This is a genomic window from Nonomuraea rhodomycinica, from assembly GCF_013363995.1.
Taxonomy (GTDB): domain Bacteria; phylum Actinomycetota; class Actinomycetes; order Streptosporangiales; family Streptosporangiaceae; genus Nonomuraea; species Nonomuraea rhodomycinica.
Window position 1 is genome coordinate 2,397,717 of the sequence record NZ_JABWGO010000001.1, and the last position, 20,136, is coordinate 2,417,852.

General features: G+C 72.1%; 13 protein-coding genes and 2 rRNA genes. 7 read left to right on the forward strand and 8 right to left on the reverse strand.

Translation table 11 applies throughout. From position 1 onward, the window contains the following. Window positions 1-40: 40 nt before the first annotated feature. Window positions 41-3,160: an NACHT domain-containing protein gene (locus HT134_RS10980; RefSeq protein ID WP_175600002.1), complete on the reverse strand. Its 3,120-nt coding sequence runs from the start codon at window positions 3,158-3,160 to the stop codon at window positions 41-43. A 157-nt stretch (window positions 3,161-3,317) separates the two neighbouring features. Between HT134_RS10980 and HT134_RS47600 the strand changes: the two genes are divergently transcribed. Next, window positions 3,318-4,508 carry a cytochrome P450 gene (locus HT134_RS47600; protein ID WP_175600003.1) on the forward strand — a complete coding sequence of 397 codons (1,191 nt, stop codon included), beginning with the start codon at window positions 3,318-3,320 and terminating at the stop codon, window positions 4,506-4,508. Window positions 4,509-4,511: 3 nt separating this feature from the next. On the opposite strand, the gene HT134_RS10990 is transcribed toward HT134_RS47600, so the two are convergent. The 4 genes from HT134_RS10990 to HT134_RS11005 form a co-directional block, all read right to left on the reverse strand. After that, on the reverse strand, window positions 4,512-5,729 hold the full coding sequence (locus tag HT134_RS10990) for a saccharopine dehydrogenase family protein (protein ID WP_175600004.1): 1,218 nt from the start codon (window positions 5,727-5,729) through the stop codon (window positions 4,512-4,514). Between the two features lie 102 nt (window positions 5,730-5,831). Then, window positions 5,832-7,007, reverse strand: coding sequence for an extracellular solute-binding protein (locus tag HT134_RS10995; protein ID WP_175600005.1), 1,176 nt, complete (start codon window positions 7,005-7,007; stop codon window positions 5,832-5,834). Between the two features lie 155 nt (window positions 7,008-7,162). Further along, window positions 7,163-8,668: a CoA-acylating methylmalonate-semialdehyde dehydrogenase gene (locus HT134_RS11000; RefSeq protein WP_175600006.1), complete on the reverse strand. Its 1,506-nt coding sequence runs from the start codon at window positions 8,666-8,668 to the stop codon at window positions 7,163-7,165. Then, complete coding sequence (locus HT134_RS11005; protein ID WP_175600007.1) at window positions 8,665-9,945, reverse strand: aspartate aminotransferase family protein; 1,281 nt, start codon at window positions 9,943-9,945, stop codon at window positions 8,665-8,667. The genes HT134_RS11000 and HT134_RS11005 overlap by 4 nt, the downstream gene beginning before the upstream one ends. Window positions 9,946-10,241: 296 nt before the next feature. Between HT134_RS11005 and HT134_RS11010 the strand changes: the two genes are divergently transcribed. Continuing rightward, window positions 10,242-10,970 carry an alternative oxidase gene (locus HT134_RS11010; protein WP_175600008.1) on the forward strand — a complete coding sequence of 243 codons (729 nt, stop codon included), beginning with the start codon at window positions 10,242-10,244 and terminating at the stop codon, window positions 10,968-10,970. A gap of 25 nt (window positions 10,971-10,995) precedes the next feature. Here the strand turns inward: HT134_RS11010 and HT134_RS11015 are convergent, their stop codons facing one another. Then, a complete protein-coding gene (locus tag HT134_RS11015; protein WP_312888070.1) occupies window positions 10,996-12,435 on the reverse strand; it encodes an MFS transporter in 1,440 nt (479 codons plus the stop codon). Window positions 12,436-12,526: 91 nt separating this feature from the next. Between HT134_RS11015 and HT134_RS11020 the strand changes: the two genes are divergently transcribed. The 5 genes from HT134_RS11020 (at window position 12,527) to HT134_RS11040 (ending at window position 19,649) form a co-directional block, all read left to right on the forward strand. Then, window positions 12,527-13,231 (forward strand): TetR/AcrR family transcriptional regulator, encoded by a 705-nt coding sequence (locus HT134_RS11020; protein ID WP_175600009.1) that lies wholly within the window; start codon window positions 12,527-12,529, stop codon window positions 13,229-13,231. A 12-nt stretch (window positions 13,232-13,243) separates the two neighbouring features. Beyond that, the gene (locus HT134_RS11025) at window positions 13,244-14,899 is read left to right on the forward strand and encodes an AMP-binding protein (protein ID WP_175600010.1); all 1,656 of its coding nucleotides are present in this window, start codon (window positions 13,244-13,246) and stop codon (window positions 14,897-14,899) included. A 77-nt stretch (window positions 14,900-14,976) separates the two neighbouring features. Next, window positions 14,977-16,593 carry a PucR family transcriptional regulator gene (locus tag HT134_RS11030; protein WP_175600011.1) on the forward strand — a complete coding sequence of 539 codons (1,617 nt, stop codon included), beginning with the start codon at window positions 14,977-14,979 and terminating at the stop codon, window positions 16,591-16,593. 210 nt (window positions 16,594-16,803) lie between these two features. Further along, the gene (locus HT134_RS11035) at window positions 16,804-18,279 is read left to right on the forward strand and encodes a phosphodiester glycosidase family protein (RefSeq protein WP_175600012.1); all 1,476 of its coding nucleotides are present in this window, start codon (window positions 16,804-16,806) and stop codon (window positions 18,277-18,279) included. A gap of 935 nt (window positions 18,280-19,214) precedes the next feature. Then, entirely contained in the window at window positions 19,215-19,649 is a 435-nt protein-coding gene (locus HT134_RS11040) for a hypothetical protein (protein WP_217707276.1), read from the forward strand. Between the two features lie 109 nt (window positions 19,650-19,758). Here the strand turns inward: HT134_RS11040 and rrf are convergent. After that, window positions 19,759-19,875 (reverse strand): 5S ribosomal RNA (gene rrf, locus HT134_RS11045). A gap of 133 nt (window positions 19,876-20,008) precedes the next feature. Then, window positions 20,009-20,136 (reverse strand): 23S ribosomal RNA (locus HT134_RS11050); the annotation flags it as partial.

Consider the following 20,136-nt stretch of genomic DNA (forward strand, 5'->3'; position numbering starts at 1 on the left):
CCGGCCGCGACGGGTCGGCGCACGCCGGAGGACGACCGTGTCATGCGTCGGCCTCCTCCACGAGGCGGCTGATCCGGTCGTGCCGCGCCGCGGCCAGCCGCACGAGCTGGCCGGGGAATCGTTCGTCGTACTCGATCACCCACTCCAGGAAGCCCGGATGCGCGAACGCGGGCGGGTCGTAGGCCCAGACCCCTTCGGGGATCGGGTCGTTGCTGTCCTTGGGGACCAGCCAGCCGATGTGGCGTAACACCGCTTCCACATCGCGGATCGCCGGCATGGCATGCCGCAGTGCTCGCGGGGGGCTGTTGCGCAGGGAGCGGAGGAGGAAGTCCGTCTCGGGGGTCTCCCAGCTCCTGGCGCGATTCCCCTTGCCCGGGAAGTCGGAGCTCCCTGCCTCCTGGAACAGGCCGAGGAACTCCTCCGCGGTCAGGTGGCCGCTTTCCACACGCATGGCGGTGTGCGTACGCCTGATGCGCCTCTTCCACCGGACCAGAGCTCTGTCGATCAGGATTCCGAGGAAGACCAGGCCGACGCACACCATGGCGCGCGCGTTCTCCTGTTCGGCCGCGGCGACGTTCGGCAGGTCCACGCGCCGTACGAGCAGGACCGCTCCCACGGTCGTCAGGAGCGCGACGCCGGCCAGGCGCGACACGGTGACCCGGTCGATGCCACGCGTCAGGTTCCGCAGGATCTCCGCCGGGTGACGGCCCGCGACGTACTGGACGAACATCGCCCGGGCCGGCCTCAGGTGCGGGAACAGCCACTCGCCCTGCCGGCCGGGAAGGCTGCCGGTCCAGCCCATGTACGTCACCAGCGCGACGGGCCAGGTGTACGCCGCGGCGCCGAGCAGCTCCACCACGGCGTCGTTCAGCGATCCGCTGAGGAGGTCGAGCGTCGCGAGGGCGGCCTGGTACAGGCCGCTCGCGGCCATGGCCAAGGCGCAGACGACGGGGAACGCCACGGTGGAGTAGACGAGCGACGACATGGGCCGCAGTCGCGGGCCGCCCGACCCGGCGAGGAACACACCGCATCCCGTGATCATCAAGGTGAAGGGAAGCGCCGTGTCGCCCTCGGCCGTGTTCACCAGGCTCGCGTTCACCAGGCTCGCGACGGACCGGCCGATGCCCATGACCGCCAGCACCTGCAGCAACCGCATGGTGGCGCGTACCAGGACCGTCATGTCGTGAGGGCGGGTCCCGGGCCGCCGCAGGAGGCGGCCGACCGCCGCGGCGGAGGTCAGCGTGCTCAGCAACAGCATGAGGCGGACGCCGCCCGGCAGGCGCGGTGCGGCCCCCGAGAAGGCGCCCAGCCGCTCCGCCGCCTCCCGCATGAGGTCCCCGGAGCCGTCGGCGCCGTCGAGCCGCGTCAGCACCCAGGTGACGACCTCCGGCGAAGCCAGGGGCAGCAGCGCGACGGCGTGTCGCCGGGCCCGCTTGTCGCCGCGGACGAAGGCGCTGACGACGATCCGGTCCATGGTCGGCGTCAGGCGGGAGCCGTGCGCGACGTTCCACCCGTCGCTTGAGGCGCTGCTCAGAACGTCGAGCACGTTGGCCATGGAGGCCGGCCAGGACATCGCCACCGTCGGCGTGGGCGTGGAGGAGGTCCTCCCGCTCGGGGCCAGGTAGGGCGCCACGTCGGCGACCGCCCACCCGGACCCGGCGAGCTGCGCCTCGAGCACGTCGCACGCGGCGGCGAGCAGCGGCTCGCGGACCTCGTCCGGGCCGAGGCGCAGGCAGGTCGTCACGGGCTCCCGCCACGAGGGCGTCGTGAGGAGTCGCCGGGCATCGACGTCGTCGGGCCGGCTCATCAGCCGGCGCGCCGCGTAATGGTCCTGGACCAACCGGCCGGTGAACACGACCGCACCGGACCCGACGCCGCGCACGACGCGCGCCTCGACCAGCGCCTCGACCAGGGCCGCGGCCTCCCGCGGGTGGTCACCGGCGTCGGGTCCCGGATCGATCGCGCGGGCGGCGAGCCGCTCGGCGGCCCGGACGACCTCGCCCGCGGGCAGGGAGCCGCGGACCGGCTCCAGCCGCTCGGCGGTGACGACCTCCATGAGCTCGTACGGGCTCGGCGGCAGGTGCTCCGTCCCCGCCCGCTCCACATGGTCGAGGAGCAGCCCCATGACCATGGGGCTGGTGGCCGCCCGCGCCAGCTCCGGATGGCCGGCCAGGTGGGAGCGGAGCCGATCGACGGCGTCGGGCGTGAGCCCCCTTCGCGCCGCCATCTCACGTTGACGCGAGGGGCCCAGCGGCGCCAGTGGCAGCACCTGCTCGTCCGGCCGGCTCGCCGGCGCCTCCCGTACCGCCACCACGGCGCGGAAGGCGCTCCTGCTGTCGGCGAACTGCCGGATGGCGTCCAGGCAGTCGGCCGAGGTCCGCGCGGGGTCCGCCGGCCGTCCCGCGGCCAGGTCGTCGACGCCGTCGAAGAGCAGGATCCACCTCAGCCTCCGGCGGCCTTCCATCAGCCGGCGCAGGTCGCCGGCGATGACGGAGTCCCCGTCGGAGACCAGCAGGTGCACGTGGTTGCGGACCAGTTCGGCGGTCGGCTTGGACTCCGCGTCGGCGAGCGCGGCGAGATCGACGTAGAGGGCGACCTCACGCGGCCGTTTCCTGCGCAGCTCCCGCCGGTTCTTCTCCCGGGCGAGCTCGCGCAGCGCCAGGCTCTTGCCCGCGCCCGCCTCCCCGACGACGAAGGTGACCTTGGCGTTCCCGCGCGGCACCCGCGAGATCGGGCGGACGCGGGAGAAGCGCCCGGCCACGGCCACGAGGGGATCGACGATCCGTCCGTGTGCCGTCTCCCGCTCGTCGAGTCTCGCCTCGAAGGTCTTGAGGATGTGCCGGAGGTCGTCCACGTCGGGCTCGGCGGGAGTGCGTACGACGCGCACGACCCCCGTCACCATCAGCGCGAGGCCGAGCAACAGGGCCAGCGCCGGGGTGGCCTCCGGTTGCCGGACCGGTGGCACTCCCGCGTCGCCGAGCCACACGAAGGCGCCCAGTCCGGCCAGTCCGGCGCCCAGCACCGCGATCGTCCAGCCGCCGACGCGCCGGAAGGCCTCCTCCCGGCCGTGCGCGTGGCTGAACATGTCGAATCTCAGCGCCACCAACGCCGCGACGGTGGCGACGACGGAGGCGATCAGCCCGATCTGGTCCTGGGTCACGTACCCACCCTTCGCTTCTGTCTCCGGCTACCTGAGCAACGAAAGGGCGCAGCGCGGTGTTACGGACTGACCGGCATCCGGCCAGGACGGGTCTTGATCCTCGGTCGCGCGCATATGACCATGGTCGGACGGCCCCCGAGGACGGGAGTGGGACGGCGTGAGCGACCACCGCGGCGACGCCCGCAAGATCGTACGGCCGGACACCGGGGAGACGTGCCCGGTCGGCCGGTCACCCGACGGCACGTGGCAGGTCCGCGGTTACGCGCAGGCCCGTGCGGTGCTGCGCAGCGACGCCACCGTCCAGGCCGGGCTGGGCGTCGAGACCGTGGACAAGCTTCCCGCCCGGGTCCGGCGTCCCGTGCTCTACCGCGACGGGCCCGAGCACCGCGAGGACCGGCGCCGGACCGCGCGGTTCTTCACCCCGCGCCGCGTGGACGAGCGGTACCGCGGCCTGATGGCGCGGGTCGCCGACCGGCAGCTGGAGAGGCTGCGCGCGGCCGGCGAGGCGCAGCTGTCCGAGCTGAGCTTCGGCATGGCGATCGAGGTGGCCGGCGCCGTCATCGGCCTGACCTCCAGCAGGCCGGGCATCCGGCTCAGGCTGGAGAGCTTCTTCCCCGAGAAGTTCGGCCGGCCGGGACTGACCAGCCCGAGCGGGATCTACTGGCTCGTCCGGCAGAACGTCAACTGGCTGCGCGTCTACCTGGCCGACGTGCGCCCCGCGATCCGCGACCACCGCCGCCACCCGCGCGACGACCTCATCTCGCACCTGATCGCCCAGGGCTGCACGGACGCCGAGATCCTCGGCGAGTGCCTGACCTTCGCCGCGGCCGGAATGGTGACCACGCGGGAGTTCATCTGCGTCGCGGCCTGGCACCTGTTCACCGACGGGGAGCTGCTGGAGCGCTACCGCGCGGCCGGCGAGCCCGGCCGCCTGGCGATCCTGCACGAGATCCTGCGGCTGGAGCCCGCGGTGGCCCGGCTGCGCCGGCGCACCACAGCGGCCCTCGACCTGCCGGGCGCCGGCGGCCCGGTCACCGTGCCGCCGGGCGCGCTGGTCGAGGTGCTCGTCGAGGCGGCCAACGCCGACCCCTCGGCCGTGGGTGCCGACCCGCTGACGGTGTGCCCCGGGCGCGCGATCGACGGCGGGGCCACGAGCGCCGCGGCGCTGTCCTTCGGTGACGGCCCGCACCGCTGCCCCGGGGCGGGCATCGCGATCCTGGAGACCGACGTCCTGCTCAGCCGCCTGTTCGCCCTGGAGGGCGTGCGCATGGCGGCCGCGCCCCGCGTGAGCTTCGTCAACGACATCGGCGGGTACGAGATCCGCGGGTTACGGGTCAGCGTGTCCTGACCGTCAGGCGGCGGCCTGGCGCTCCTCGCGCATCTCCCACGGCGAGCCGTACTCGTGCAGCAGGTCGAGGAACGGCACCGCGTCGAACGCCTCGGGCCCCAGCACGCCCGCCCCCTTCCAGACGCCGCGCGCCACCAGCTCCAGCGCCACGACGGGGTGGACCGCGGTTTGCCAGACGACCGCCTGCGAGCCGTACTCCCGCATCGACCAGTCGTTGTCCACCACGTGGTACAGGTACACCTCGCGCGGCACGCCGTCCTTGCCGACGCCCTTGACCCAGGTGCCGGCGCACGTCTTGCCGTGCATGCGCTCGCCTAGCGTCGCCGGGTCGGGCAGGCGGGCGGCCACGAGGTCGCGCGGCGCCACCTCCGCGCCGCCGACGCGCACCTTCTCGGGGCTGTCGAGCCCGAGCTTGCGCAGCGTCTTGAGCACGCCGATGAACTCCTCGCCGAGCCCGTACTTGAAGGTCACCTTGCGCGCCGGGATCCAGCGCGGCACCAGCACGACCTCCTCGTGCTCGACGTTCACGCACTCCACCGGCCCGATGCCGGCCGGGAAGTCGAACACCTCCGGCTCGCTGAACGGCTCCGTCGTGTGCCAGCGCCCGTCCTCCCAGACGACGGGCGGGTTCAGGCACTCCTCGATCGTGGTCCAGATGGAGAACGTCGGCGCGAAGTCGTAGCCGTCGACGACCAGGTTGGAGCCGTCGCGCACGCCGACCTCGTCGATGCTGGAGAACAGGTGGTCGGCGGCGTAGCGGGCGAACACGTCGGCGAGGCCGGGCTCGACGCCCATGCCGACCAGCGCCAGGCGGTCCGCGGCCCGCCACGCGCCGTCGAGCGCGAACTGCCGGTCGCCGAGCTTGACCCCCGGCATCCGGTACGGCTCGCTGGGGTGCGGCCGCGACAGCGACATGGCCATGTCGAGATAGTGCGCCCCCGCCGCGAGCGCCGCCTCGAACAGCGGCATCGTGAACCGGGGGTCGACGGCGTTGAAGAGCACGTCGCACCTGTGCTCACGCAGGGCGGCCTCGACCTGGGCGCGGTCGGAGGCGTCGAGGGTGATCGCGCTGAAGCGCGGGTCGTCCACACCGGCGACGGCACGTGCCGCCCGGCTCTGTTGGGAGTCGGCGACCACGATGTGTTCGAAGAAATCTCGGCGAGCGGCGATGGGCACGACAGCGGAGCCGACCCCGCCGGCGCCGACCAGAAGGATTCTCATGCACAGCACCCTACTCACTGACTGGTCATTCAGTCGAGACTGACTGGTCATTCAGTCTGAATTTCGGGCAGCCGGGTCCGCGGCCTCCACCTGCGGCGGAGCTCACTTGACCAGCGCGCGCCACCTGCCGGCCCACGCGATGTACGCGGGACAGCCGTCCTTGGGCTTGCAGCCGTCGGGCGGGCGGGTGGCGAAGGCGATCCGCCCGATCCGCTCCGGATCCTCGACGCCGTACGCGTCGCAGACCCGCTGGGTGGCCTTGACGCACGCCTCCGGGTTGGCCGGCGCCAGCCCCAGCCAGGCGACGGCCTTGCGCTGCACCGTGGCCGAGGCGGTGTAGGCCAGCCAGCGGTAGGCGCAGTCGGTGTTGGGCACGCCGGCGCCGAGCATCCACGAGTCGACCCAGCCGGTCACGCGCGGGGTCTCGACCGCCTTGACCGGCCTGCCGGCCTGCTGGAGCAGCAGGCGGTAGTACGGGGTGGCCTGGGCATAGTCGAGCGAGCCGGTGGCGAAGCCCTTGACCAGGTCGAGCGGCTCGGTCCAGTACGTCCGGCCGGGCTGCTCCTCCAGCAGGTCCGCGGCGCTGTCGAGCTCGTGCTTGGTCAGCTCGAACGGATCGCCCTCGACCCCGTCGGCGAGCGCGGCGTCGGCGATGGTCAGCGGGCTGTCGCGCAGCACGACGTGGCCGCTGCCGAAGACGTCCTTCAGGCTCGGCTCGCCCTTGACGCGGGAGGAGTCGTACAGGAACTCGTGGGAGCCCCACAGGTAGGGCACGCCGTAGACCTTGCCCGAGCGGACCGTCATGTCGCGAAAGCGCTTGGTCAGGCGGTCGTAGCCGGGCACCTTGGCCGGGTCGATGACCTGCACCTGCTTGGCGGCGATGAGGTCGGCGGCCAGGACCGGCCCGGCGGAGATCACGTCGTAGGACCGCCCCCGGGCGGCGGCGGCCATCTGGTCGGCGGTCTGCACGGTGTCGTAGCGGGCGATGCGGCAGCCGGTGGTCTTCTCGAAGTCGGAGGTGGTGCCGGAGTAGTCGGCGTAGCCGCGGTAGGTGAGGATCTGCAGCGTGCCGTCGCTCTGCGCCGGGCCCGGCGGGGAGACCGACTTGCGCGGCTTCACGCTCACGGCCGGCGACGGCGTGCCCTGCGGAAGGGGGAGCGCCGCCCGCGGTGCGCCGGCGGCCGGCGCCACCGCCGCGCCCGCCGACGGGCCCGCCGCGCCCAGGCTCCCGGCCAGGACCGCCACGGCCAGCGCCAGAGCGGGTGTGCGGCGATCCACTGGTCCCCCTTGTCCAAGGTCCCCTTGAGGGCGACCCCCTGCCCGCGGCTCGTCCGGTTCGGCCCGGGCCCGCGGTCTCGATCTCGTGACCTGGAGCTTACCGGGGCGGGGGCCGGGGAGGGACGCGCGTCCCTCCCCGGTGGGGACCCGAGGGCCTACCCGTTGGTGGGGAAGCCCAGGTTGACACCGCCGTGGGACGGGTCGAGCCAGCGGGAGGTGACGACCTTGCCGCGGGTGTAGAAGTGGACGCCCTCGGCGCCGTGGACGTGCGTGTCGCCGAACAGCGACGCCTTCCAGCCGCCGAAGCTGTAGAACGCCATCGGCACCGGGATCGGCACGTTGATCCCGATCATGCCGACCTCCACCTCGTTCTGGAAGCGCCGGGCGGCGCCGCCGTCGTTGGTGAAGATGGCGGTGCCGTTGCCGTACTCGCCGTCGTTGATGATCCGCACCCCCTCCTCGTACGAGGGGACGCGCACGATCGACAGCACCGGCCCGAAGATCTCCTCGGTGTGGACCCGGGAGCCCGCGGGCACGTGGTCGAGCACGGTCGGGCCGAGCCAGAACCCGGGCGCCTCCGACGCCTTGCCGCCGCCGAGGAGCGCGCTCTCGCGGCCGTCCACGACCAGCTTGGCGCCCTCCTCGACGCCCAGGTCCAGATAGGAGGCGACCTTGTCGCGGTGCTGGCGGGTGACCAGCGGCCCCATCTCGGCCTCGGGGTCGTCGCCGGGGCCGATCACCAGCTTGGCGACGCGCTCCTTGATCTTCTCCACCAGCTCGTCGCCGACGGGGTCCACGGCCAGCACGACCGAGATGGCCATGCACCGCTCGCCGGCGGAGCCGAAGCCCGCCGACACGGCCGAGTCGGCGACCAGGTCGAGGTCGGCGTCCGGCAGCACGAGCATGTGGTTCTTGGCGCCGCCGAGCGCCTGGACCCGCTTGCCGTGCGCCGTGCCGGTCTCGTAGACGTAGCGGGCGATGGGGGTGGAGCCGACGAACGAGACGGCCCGCACGTCGGGGTGCTCCAGCAGCCGGTCCACCGCGACCTTGTCGCCCTGCACGACGTTGAACACGCCGTCGGGCAGCCCCGCCTCCTGCCACAGCCGGGCCATGAGCAGCGACGCCGACGGGTCCCTCTCGGACGGCTTGAGCACGAACGCGTTGCCGCAGGCGATCGCGATCGGGAACATCCACATCGGCACCATGGCCGGGAAGTTGAACGGCGTGACGCCGGCCACGACGCCGAGCGGCTGGCGGATCGAGTAGGAGTCGACCCGCGTGGAGACGCCCTCGGAGAAGCCGCCCTTGAGCAGGTGCGGGATGCCGCAGGCGAACTCGACGACCTCCAGCCCGCGCGCCACCTCGCCGAGCGCGTCGGAGTGGACCTTGCCGTGCTCGGCGGAGATCAGCGCGGCCAGCTCGTCGCGGTGGGCGACCATGAGCTCGCGGAAGCGGAACAGCACCTGCGTCCGCTTGGTCAGCGACGCGTCCCGCCAGGCGGGGAACGCCGCGACCGCGGCGGCCACCGCCGCGTCCACCTCCTCCGCCGAGGCGAGCGCCACGTGGCCGCTCACCTCGCCGGTCGCCGGGTTGAAGACCTCGCCGGTGCGGCCGTCGCCGCCGGTGAGGGCTCCGCCGATCCAGTGCCTGACAGACTTCACTGCGCCGCCGCCTCCGCGTCGATGACTTCCAGGGCGTGGACGATGATGCCGAGCCCCTCGGCGGCCTCGTCCATCGTGAGGGTGAGGGGCGGGGCCATGCGGATGGCCGTGCCGTACAGGCCGCCCTTGCCGGCCAGCAGGCCGGCCCGCTTGGTCTCCTCCATGAAGCGCGCCGCCTGGGCGGGCGTCTCCAGCTCGACGGCGAACATCAGGCCCTTGCCGCGCACGTCCTTGACGATGCGCAGCCGCTGGGCGGCCTCGCGCAGGCCGTCCGTGATGAGCGCGCCGGTGCGGGCGGCGTTGGCCTGCAGGTCGTGGTCGAGGACGTAGTCGAGGGTGGCGTTGGCGGCGGCCATGGAGAGGGGGTTGCCGCCGAACGTGGCCAGGCCCACCGCGGGCAGGGCGTCCATGAGGTCGCCGCGGGCGACGACGCCGCCGACGGCGAACCCGTTGCCGAGGCCCTTGGCGAAGGTCATCATGTCGGGCGTCACGCCGTGGTTCTGGATGCCGAAGAACGCGCTTCCGGTGCGGCCCCAGCCGGTCTGCACCTCGTCGGAGATGAACAGGATGCCCTGCTCGTCCAGGACCTCCTTGTAGGCGGCGAACAGGCCGTCGGGGGCCATGGTGAAGCCGCCCACGCCCTGGATGGGCTCGGCGATCAGCGCGGCGACGTCGCCGGCGACCGCGGTGGCGAGCACGTGGCGCAGGTCGTCGACGCACACCTTGATGTACTCGGCGTCGGACAGGCCGCGGAACTGGGCGAGGTGCCGGTCGGCGCCGTGCAGGAAGTGCGCGTTGAGCGGGGAGAGCGAGTTGTTCTTCCACGAGCGGTTGGAGGTGACGCTGATCGCGCCGAAGCTGCGCCCGTGGTAGCTCTGCCGCATGGCCAGCACCTGGTCGCTCTTGCGGGCGTAGGTGGCCAGCAGCAGGGCGGTCTCGTTGGCCTCGGTGCCGGAGTTGGTGAAGAAGACCTTCGCGTCCGGGATGCCGGACAGCCGGGCGATCTTCTCGGCCAGCTCGATCTGGCCGCGCAGGAGGTAGACCGTGCTCGTGTGGACGACGCCCGTGGCGAGCTGGCGCTCGACGGCCTCGCGCACCTCGGGGACGTCGTAGCCGATCATGTTGGTCAGGATGCCGGCGAAGAAGTCGAGGTAGCTCTTGCCGTCCGCGTCGACGACGCGGTTGCCCTTGCCGCTGACGATCTCGATGGGCTCGGTGTAGTTGAGGGCCAGCCAGTTGGGCATGACGGCCCGATGGCGCGCGAGAAGCTCCGACATGCTACGAGTATCCCGTTCTGACATCATTCCTCCCACCGGCAACCTGTCGGCGGGCCGCCGAATCGCCTTACAGGCTGTCGGGACAGCCTGGGACCGCCCGGCCAGTCTATGTCATGACATCAAGACTTCATGCCGTCCACCCCCTAGGGGATGTCCCGTGCGCCTGCGGGCGTACCGGCCGCGCCCGCGCTACGCCGCCGGAGGCACCGGGAAAGACCTCCCGCGGCCGACGACCGGACGGGGCCGGCTCGGCCACGATCGGGTCATCACGAGGACGACCCGAGGAGAGACCGGCCATGACCATCACCTTCGAACCCGCCACCGCCCCCGAGACGCACCCCGCGACGCGCCCCGAGCTGCCCTCCGGCCCGCCCAAGCTCAGTCCCGACCAGCTCCGCCAGGCCGAGCGCGACACGCTCGCCACCCCGCGCATGGCCTACAGCCTGCTGGCGCGGATGATGTTCAAGCCCGTGGACCTCCTGTACGGCAGGCAGGGCTCGTTCACCAAGTTCGCCATGCTGGAGACCATCGCCCGGGTGCCGTACCAGGCGTGGGAGCGCATGGGCTACTGGGCGGTGCACCGCCACGCGGGGCGCTCGGCGCTGGCCAGGAGGGTGTTCGAGCGGATCGTGGAGGCCCGCGCCGACCAGGACAACGAGCAGTGGCACCTGCTGATCATGCAGGACCTCGTGCAGCGCAACGGCGAGCGGCAGACGTGGCTGCTGCACCGGGCCGCGCCGTGGGTGATCTCGTTCTTCTACTACCACGTGTCCTGGGTGCTGTTCCTGGTCCGGCCCGACTGGAGCTACCGGCTCAACGCCGAGTTCGAGGACCACGCCGAGCACGAGTACATGACGTTCGTGGCCGAGAACCCCGCGCTCGACCTCGTCCCGGACCCGGGCACCTACGCCGCCGAGTACGGCCGCCACCGGTCGGTGGCCGACCTGCTGCGGCAGATCGGCCACGACGAGCGCACCCACAAGCTCGACAGCCTGGAGAGCATGCGCGAGCCCCGTGTTCGATGAGACAGCGTCCGATGAGGCGCCGGCCTCACACCCGCTCGGGCTCCGGCTCGGGAGCGGCGGCCGGGGCGGGCGGCCGCAGCACCGCCAGCGCCAGCAGCGCGGCGGCCACGCAGAACCCGCCGCCCACCCAGGCCCCGAGGTGCACGGCGTCGGTGAACGCGGCCTTGGCGGGCTCGGCGAAGCCCAGCCGGATCGCGTCGCCGATCGACTCCTTGGCCGCGGCCGGCACGTCCGCGGGCATGGCCGAGGTGAACACCCCGGCCAGCACGCTGCCCAGGATCGCGATGCTCATGGCCAGCCCGACCTGCTGGACGGTGTCGTTGAGCGCCGAGCCGACCCCGGCGTGCTCCACGGGGATCGCCCCCATGAGCGAGGCGTAGGCCGCCGGGCCGGCCAGGCCGCCGCCGACGCCCATGACCATCAGGCCGGTCAGGACCGGCAGGTAGCCGGTGGTCGTGGCGAGCACCGCGAACCCGCCGGCCATGACGGCCAGGCCCACGCCGACGAGCACGCGGTTGCTCACCCGCTGGCCGAGCGCCGCGCCGAGGCCGTTGAACAGCGCCGCGGCCACCGCGTACGGCAGCAGCGCGAGGCCCGCCTTCATCGGCCCGTAGCCGAGCACGAACTGCAGGTACTGCGTCAGCATGAGCATCACCGCGCCCGCGCCGAAGGACATGAGCAGGATGGAGAAGGACGCCCCGCTGAAGTTGCGGTTGCGGAACAGCTCCAGGGGCAGCATCGGCTGCTCCGAGCGCACCTCCCACACCACGAACGCGCCGAGGGCCACCACGGCGGTCGCGATGCCGCCCACGTTCCACTCGCGTTCGATGATGACGTAGACGGCGGCGGTGAGCCCGATGACGGACAGGACCACGCCCACCGGGTCGATCCGGCGCCCGGTGCTGCGGGTCTCCGGCATGAGCACGAACGCGGCCACGATGGCCAGGCCCGCGATCGGCACGTTCAGCAGGAAGACCGAACCCCACCAGTAGTGGTCGAGCAGGAAACCGCCCAGCGTGGGGCCGGCGATCACGCTCACCATGGCGACGGCGCTCCAGACCGCCATCGCCTTGCGCCGCTCGGCCTCGTCGAAGACGGTCATCAGGATGGACAGGGTGGAGGGCATGAGGATCGAGCCGCCCACCCCCATGAGCGCCCGCGCGCCGATAAGCTGCCACGACTCCGAGGCCAGCACGGCCAGCAGCGACGCGCCGCCGAAGAAGGCCAGGCCGATGATCAGGAACTTGCGCCGGCCGTAACGGTCGGACAGGCTGCCCGCGGTCAGCAGCAACCCGGCGAAGGCCAGCACGTAGGCGTCGAGGATCCACTGGATGTCGCCGGGGCTCGCGCCCAGGTCGCGGATCAGCGACGGGATGGCCAGGTTGAGCACCGTCCCGTCCACGCCCAGCACCAGCACCGACAGGCACAGGACGGCCAGCGTCCACCACCGCCGCGGGTCTCGCACATCGTTCGAGGATTCTGGTACAACGTTCACATTCACTCGCACACTGTACGGCGCCTCTCGCACACCGTGCGAGAGGTTTTATGCTGGGGCCATGAGCAAGCAGATCTCCTCCGTCTGGACCCGCGAGCCACGGCCCGCCCGGACCCCCGGCCGCAGCCGCGAGGAGATCGTCCGCGCGACCCTGGACCTGCTCGACACCGAGGGGCTCGACGGCCTCAGCATGCGCAAGCTCGGCGCCCGGCTCGGCTCCGGCGCCACCACCATCTACTGGTACGTCGAGAACAAGGACGAGCTGCTGGAGCTGGCCTACAACGAGGTGTGGGGCGAGATCGTCCTGCCGGATCCCGAGGAGCCGGGCTGGCGCGAGGCCGTCTCCGCCTTCGCCCACAGCATGCGCGCGGCCATGCTGCGCCACCCGTGGGTCGGCTCGCTCATCGGCCGCCTGCCCGCCCTCGGCCCCAACGCGCTGTCCCTGGCCGACCGGCTGCGCAAGGCCTTCACCCTGGCCGGGTTCAAGGGCCTGGACATCGACTACGCCAACGCCGCCCTCACCGCGTACGTGTTCGGCATGGTGATCCCCGAGATCGCGTGGGAGGCGTCCATGGGCGGCGAGGAGCTCGACCAGGAGTCCATGAACGAGACGTTCCAGAAGGTCGCCAAGGACTTCCCCGACCTGCTGGAGCGCGTCGTCGAGGTCAACGCGAAGATCTCCGACACCGACGCGCTGCGGGAGACCAGTTTCGCGTTCGGCCTCGCCACGATGCTCGACGGCCTTGAGGCCCGGCTGCGCGCGTAGCAGATTGAGGGTATGGCAGATGACGGGCAGCACCACGACGTAAGCGGCTTTCGCGCGGCACGCGACCTCCTGCTGGACGCCGACTACGCGACCGCGCGCAAGGAGTTCCGCTGGCCCCGGCCGGAACACTTCAACTGGGCGCTCGACTGGTTCGACGGGGTGCTCGCCGCCGAGACGCCCGGCGCGCCGGCGCTGCGCATCGTCGGCGGGGACCGCCCTGCGTCGCTGACCTTCGCCGAGCTGTCGGCCCGCTCCGCGCAGGTCGCCCACTGGCTGCACGAGCAGGGCGTACGCCGCGGCGACCGGATCCTGCTCATGCTCGGCAGCCAGGTCGAGCTGTGGGAGAGCCTGCTCGCCGCCATGAAGCTCGGCGCCGTCGTCATCCCGGCCACCACCCTGCTGACGGCCAAGGACGTCGCCGAGCGCGTCGAGCGGGCCGGCGTCGCGCACGTCATCGCCAACGCCTCCGACGCCGGCAAGTTCGCCGCCGGGCCGTTCACCAGGATCGCCGTCGGCGACGCGTACGGCTGGCTGCCCTACCACGAGAGCCGCGAGGCGCAGGCCCGCTTCACCCCCGAGGCGCCCACCCTGTCCGGCGACCCCATGCTGCTCTACTTCACCTCCGGCACGACCTCCCGGCCGAAGCTGGTCGAGCACTCCCACCTGTCCTATCCCGCGGGCCACCTGTCCACGATGTACTGGATCGGGCTGCGGCCCGGCGACGTGCACCTCAACGTGTCCTCGCCCGGCTGGGCCAAGCACGCCTGGAGCAGCGTCTTCGCGCCGTGGAACGCGGGGGCGACCGTGCTCGTCCACGACTACCGGCGCTTCTCCGCGACCGGGCTGCTGGAGGTGCTGCGCGACGAGGCCGGCACCACGTTCTGCGCCCCGCCCACCGTGTGGCGCATGCTCATCCAGGAGGACCTCACCGCCTGGCGGCTGCCGCTGCGCACCGCCGTCGCCGCCGGCGAGCCGCTCAACCCGGAGATCATCGACCAGGTCGCCAAGGCGTGGGGGCTCACCATCCGCGACGGCTACGGCCAGACCGAGACCACCGCCCAGATCGGCAACGTGCCGGGCGAGCCGGTCAAACCGGGGTCGATGGGCCGGCCGCTGCCCGGCTACGAGATCACCCTGCTCGACCCCGTCACCGGGCGGCCGGGCGACGACGGGGAGATCTGCCTGCCCCTCGGCGACGACCGGCCCGCCGGGCTGATGACCGGCTACGCGGGCGCCTCCGCCGCCGCGGCCGACGGCTTCTACCACACCGGCGACGTGGCCACCCGCGACGCCGACGGCTACATCACCTACGTGGGGCGCACGGACGACGTGTTCAAGGCGTCCGACTACCGCATCTCGCCGTTCGAGCTGGAGAGCGTGCTGCTGGAGCACCCGGCCGTGGCCGAGGCCGCGGTGGTGCCGGCCCCCGACCCGCTGCGGCTGGCCGTGCCCAAGGCGTACGTGACGCTCGTGCCCGGCTTCGAGCCGGGCGAGGACACCGCGCGGTCCATCTTCGAGCACTGCCGGCGCGCGCTGGCGCCGTACCAGCGGGTGCGGCGGCTGGAGTTCGGCGAGCTGCCGAAGACGATCTCCGGCAAGATCCGCCGGGTCGAGCTGCGCGAGCGCCCGCCCGGCCGCGAGTTCACGGAGGAGGCGCTGAACCGATGAGCGGCTGCCGATGTGTAAATCCACTATGTAAATGGGAGCATTGCCGATCTTACAAGCTGATCGGATAGGCTCTGTCCGTGCTGCCCACCATCGCCGATGTGCTCGCCTTGGAGACGGTTCGCCGGGGCGGACCGCGCGTCGTCGCGGGCGCGGACCGGCTGGGCAGCAAGGTGCGGTGGGTGCACGTCGGCGAGATCGCCGACATCGCCCCCCTGCTGCGCGGCGGCGAGCTGGTCCTCACCACCGGCGTCGCGCTGCCACGCGACCCCGAGAAGCTGGCCGACTACATCGGGGAGCTGGCGTCCGTGGGCGTCGCCGGGCTCATCGTGGAGCTGGGCCGCCGGTTCGTCGGCGAGCTGCCGCCCGCCGTCGTCAAGGCCGCCGAGGACCACGGGCTGCCGCTCGTCGTGCTGACCCGCGAGACGCCGTTCGTGCAGATCACCGAGTCGGTGCACGCCCGGATCATCGACATCCAGCTGGAGGAGCTGCGGGCCTCCGAGCAGTTGCACGAGGTGTTCACCGAGCTGTCGGTCGAGGGCGCCTCCCCCGCCGAGGTGCTCGCCCAGGTGGCGCGGCTGTCCGGACGCCCGGTGCTGCTGGAGAACCTCGCCCACCAGGTGCTGGCCTGCGAGTCCGCGGCCCGCGACACCGGCAGCCTGCTCGCCGGGTGGGAGACCCGCTCGCGGGCCGTCGCGCCGTCCGAGCGCACCGCGTACGACCCGGCCTCCGGCTGGCTGGTCACCACCGTCGGCGCCCGCGGCCAGGACTGGGGCCGGCTGATCCTCCTGTGCGACGCGCCGCCCTCGCCCCGCGACCTCGTCCTCGCCGAGCGCGCCGCCACCACCCTCGCCCTCGGCCGCCTGCTCGAACGCCACCAGGAGTCGCTCGAACGCCAGGCCCACGGCACGATCATCACCGGCATCCTCACCCACGCCTACGCCGACCCCGACGAGGCCGCCGCGCGCGCCCGCGCCGTCGGCGTCCCGCTCACCGGCCGCAAGCTCGTCAGCGTGGTCATCCGGCCCACCGAGCCCGTCGAGCAGGCCCTCGACGGGCAGGCCCAGCTCGGCGAGCTGGCCGAGGCCACCGCCGCGGCCTGCCGCGACGCCCGCCTGCCGGCCCTCGTCGGCGCGCTCGACCAGGACCGCGTCGGCGTCCTGCTGCCGCTGCCGCCGCGCACCCAGGCCGAGCCCGCGCTGACCGCCCTGTCCGATCGCCTGCGCATCCTGTGGAAGAGCGGCGCCCCGTTCGTCCTCGCGGCCGGCTCCGTGGTCGACTCCATCCGCGACGTGCGGCGCAGCTTCCTCGAGGCCGAGCAGGTGGCCGACGTGGCCGTGCGGCAACCCGACGGCAGGCCCTTCTACCGGCTGCCCGACCTGCGGCTGCGCGGCCTGCTGCACCTGCTGCGCGACGACGCGCGGCTGCAGACGTTCGCCGAGCGGGAGCTCGGGCCGCTGCTCGCCCACGACGCCCAGCGCGGCGGCGACCTCACCAGGATCCTGCGCGTCTACCTCGACGCCGGGCGCAACAAGGCGGTGGCCGCCCAGAAGGCGCACCTGTCCCGGCCCGCCTTCTACGACCGGCTCCGGCGCCTCGAACGCATCCTCGACACGGACCTCGACGACGTCGAGTCGTGCCTGTCGCTCCACGTCGCCCTGCTGGCCCTGGAGTCCTTCCGCCGCGACTCCCGCTGACGCCTGGCTCGCGGGCCGATTCACCCATTGCATGCGGACCGATTCCTGAACGCCCCCACGTTCCGTGACCACCCCAGGTCGTACGGCAAGCCCGGTCCAGAGTGCGATGTCAATCTCGTAACCTCTGCGGCGGATTAGCGTGTTTCGCTCACCCGCCGACCATGATCACGCCAGGATGGTGCGGTTCACTGTCCGCCCTCTGGAGTTGTCATGTCTCGACGTACCCTCGCCGCCGGCCTGTCGCTGGCCGCCGCCCTCACGGTCACCACCGTGCCCGTCGCCGCCGCGGACCAGGCATCGGTCAAGTTCCCGTCCGCCAAGTTCCCCCTGGGGACGTCGGGCGTGCCGACGAGGAAGCTGACCAGCGTGGCCCAGGGCGTCGACCTCTACGACGTGCAGGCCGGCAGCTCCAGCAACAGCTACACGGTCTCCGTCCTCATGCCCAGCGGCCGTGACTACGGCATGCGGCAGACCGCCGAGTCGGTCCTGGCCGAGGTCGAGGCCGCGGGCGAGACCGCGACCCTGCAGGAGGTCGTCCGGCCGGCCGTGGCCGACGCCCCTTCGCAGACCGTCTACATGGTCCGGGTGGGCAACTGGAAGCTTGAGGAGAAGAAGAAGGCCGAGGAGATGGTGGCCAAGCTCAAGGACGCCGGCCTGAAGTCCAGGGTGGACTACACCGGCGACGACGGCCTGGAGACCACCGGCCCGTGGAGCGTCAAGGTCATGATGATCGACGCGCGGACGTTCCGCGGCTCGTACGCGTCGTCCCTCGGCACCAGTGTCGCCGCCCGCGACAAGGTCTCCGCCATGGCGAAGTCCGCGCACGCCCTCGCGGCCGTCAACGGCGGCTTCTTCAACATCCACACCGCCAAGAACCTCCAGGGCGAGCCGGTCGGCGCGTCCGTGGTGGCCGGCAAGCTGCTCAGCGAGGCCGTGCCCGGCCGTTCCGCCGTCGTCCTCAAGGGCCGCACCGCCCGCATCACCGAGATCAGCACCACGGTGACGGCCATCGCGCAGGACGGCTCCAAGTCCCCGGTCAACGGCGTCAACCGCGCGGCCGGCACGGACGAGCTGGTCCTCTACACCGAGGAGTTCGGCGCCAAGACCCCGGCCGACGACGGCGCCGACGTGGTGATCGACGCCACCGGCAAGGTCGTCGGCGTGCGCGCCCCGGGCGCCGAGGTGGCGCGGGGCACCCGGATCCTGCACGGCACCGGCGTCGCCACCGAATGGCTGGCCGCGCACGCCACCGAGGGCACGACCCTGAAGATCGACACCAGGGTCGTGGACCTGCGCAAGCGCTCGGCCATCAAGCTCACGCCGGACGTGAACGTCATCGCCGGCAGCGTCGGCCTGGTCCGCAACGGCAAGACCCGGATCACCGCCAAGCTCAACGGCCACGACTCGATCAACATGATCCTGCGCAGGCACCCGCGCACGCTGCTCGGCACGACCCGCAACGGCAGCCTCATCGTGGCCGTCATCGACGGCCGCCAGCCGGGGATCACGGTGGGGGCCAACTTCATCGAGGCGGCCCGCTTCATGCGCTGGCTCGGCGCCCGTGAGGCCGTCAACCTGGACGGCGGCGGCTCGACCACCATGGTGGTGGGCGACAAGGTCGTCAACCGCCCGTCGGACGGGGTGGAGCGCGGCGTCGGCGACGCCCTGCTGATCATGCCGAAGTAAGGCCGGAGACCCTTCCAGCCGGGGGTGGACGCGGACCGCCGCGCCGCCCCCGGCTTTTGTCACTGACGACTCCGGAACCGCCCGTCTGGTGTGCCGGCGCGAGAAGCGGCCACGTGACGGTTCGTCCGGTTCGTCCAGGCGGTCCGATGCCCTGCAGGCCCGCGCCGGCCTCCTTTCCCAGCCCTCGTCGGCCCCGTGCCGCACCGGCGAGGTGACGTCGGCGGCGAGGTGACGTCGGCGGCGAGGTGACGTCGGCAGCGAGGCGACGTCGGCAGCGAGGCGACGTCGGCAGCGGGATGACGTCGCCGGCGAGGTGACGTCGCCGGCGAGGTGACGTCGGCGGCGACCCAGGCGTCGGCCGCCTCGATCAGCGGGCGCGCCCGTCTCGGGCGGGATCTCTCTTGCTAGAAGCCGGGTCGCGGCAGTCGGAACCCCGCATGCGATCAGGCCGGCCTCGAACTCGCGGGAGGCAGACCCTTGCCGGCGGTCAGCGGTCGGCACCACGCGCTCGTCCATCTCCGGGCCGGCCAGGGCCCAGGTGGTCGGCATCCTCGCCCAGGCCCGCACCATGAACAGCGGCGGTCCCCCGTACACTGCCGAACCAGAAGGCGGTGTCCGCGGCGAGGAGCCGGATGGCCTGCTACGACCAAAGGGAGCGCTGCGCGCAGCCGCTTGTCGTGGCCCGACCGCCGCCGCGACAGGCGGGGAACACGTCGCGCAGGCGGGCGTCGGCGAAGCGCAGCCATCGGGCCTCGGAGCGGGAGCCGAGCACGGCCTGGTCCAGCGCCAGGCAGACGGGTTCGGAGCAGCTGCGCAGGGGGCGGTCTTCCGATGCACGGGGTTGTCGATCTTCACGTATGGTTCGGTCAACAGGGCGCCGGCCGTCGCCCCCGCGGCGAGGACTCGGCTCAGACGGTGGGGTGGTCGCTTTGGGAATGGTCGAATCGCTCTGGGACGCCGGAGAGATGCCACTCCATGACGGGCTGTACCGGCCCGATGACACGGGCTTGGAGTTGCACGTCGACGGTCCGGGGGCCTACCACCCCGATGCCGGGCAACCGATCCCCTTCCTCGCCGGAGGGCCGTTCGACGTGGCCCAGGCCATTGAGGAGCACGGCGTCGACGGGGTGGACACCTGTTTCCGGAGCCCGCTGCCGAACGGCTCGGGATGGATGTCAGGCGGGGGTGGCGGGATGGGCAACATCGGGCACCTCGCCCGTCTCAACGCCGACGGCTCGCTGCGGTGGGTCGCCGTGATGTTCAACTCGAACCCGTTCATCCGAGTGCGCTACGAGGGCATGAGCGCCGTTCTCACCAACGACTGGGGAAACCGGCTGACGCTCGACCTCATGAGCCCTGCTCTTCGCTGATCCCACCTGCGCGCACGGGGCCCGCGGGGACCGGCCCCGGACATGCGAGAAGGGGCCCACACGAACCCGGCATCAAGCCAGGCCCGCATGAACCCCTTCTCAAAAGATTGTCCGGCGGTGACCTACTCTCCCACACCCTCCCGAGTGCAGTACCATCGGCGCTGGGAAGCTTAACTTCCGGGTTCGGAATGTAACCGGGTGTTTCCTTCCCGCCATAACCGCCGTAACCCTCTGAAACACACAAGCACTGCTTGCTGTCTCAGAATTGCCTAGTGGACGCGAGCAAGACCTTCGGTGTGGCGCAGCTCTGGACCCGGCGAAGAGTAACAGAGCGCAGCACACACCAAAGCAAAAGCTTTATGGTCAAGTCCTCGGCCTATTAGTACCGGTCAGCTCCACACGTTACCGCGCTTCCACCTCCGGCCTATCAACCCGGTCGTCTACCGGGAGCCTTACCCCCTCACAGGGTGGGAGACCTCATCTCAAG

What these genes read in the sequence shown, in the direction of transcription:
- HT134_RS10990 (WP_175600004.1), bottom strand. Translation starts at nt 5,729, where the DNA reads ATGAGAATCCTTCTGGTCGGCGCCGGCGGGGTCGGCTCCGCTGTCGTG.
- HT134_RS11005 (WP_175600007.1), bottom strand. Translation starts at nt 9,945, where the DNA reads ATGTCGGAGCTTCTCGCGCGCCATCGGGCCGTCATGCCCAACTGGCTG.
- HT134_RS11010 (WP_175600008.1), top strand. Translation starts at nt 10,242, where the DNA reads ATGACCATCACCTTCGAACCCGCCACCGCCCCCGAGACGCACCCCGCG.
- HT134_RS11020 (WP_175600009.1), top strand. Translation starts at nt 12,527, where the DNA reads ATGAGCAAGCAGATCTCCTCCGTCTGGACCCGCGAGCCACGGCCCGCC.
- HT134_RS11025 (WP_175600010.1), top strand. Translation starts at nt 13,244, where the DNA reads ATGGCAGATGACGGGCAGCACCACGACGTAAGCGGCTTTCGCGCGGCA.
- HT134_RS11035 (WP_175600012.1), top strand. Translation starts at nt 16,804, where the DNA reads ATGTCTCGACGTACCCTCGCCGCCGGCCTGTCGCTGGCCGCCGCCCTC.
- HT134_RS11040 (WP_217707276.1), top strand. Translation starts at nt 19,215, where the DNA reads ATGGTCGAATCGCTCTGGGACGCCGGAGAGATGCCACTCCATGACGGG.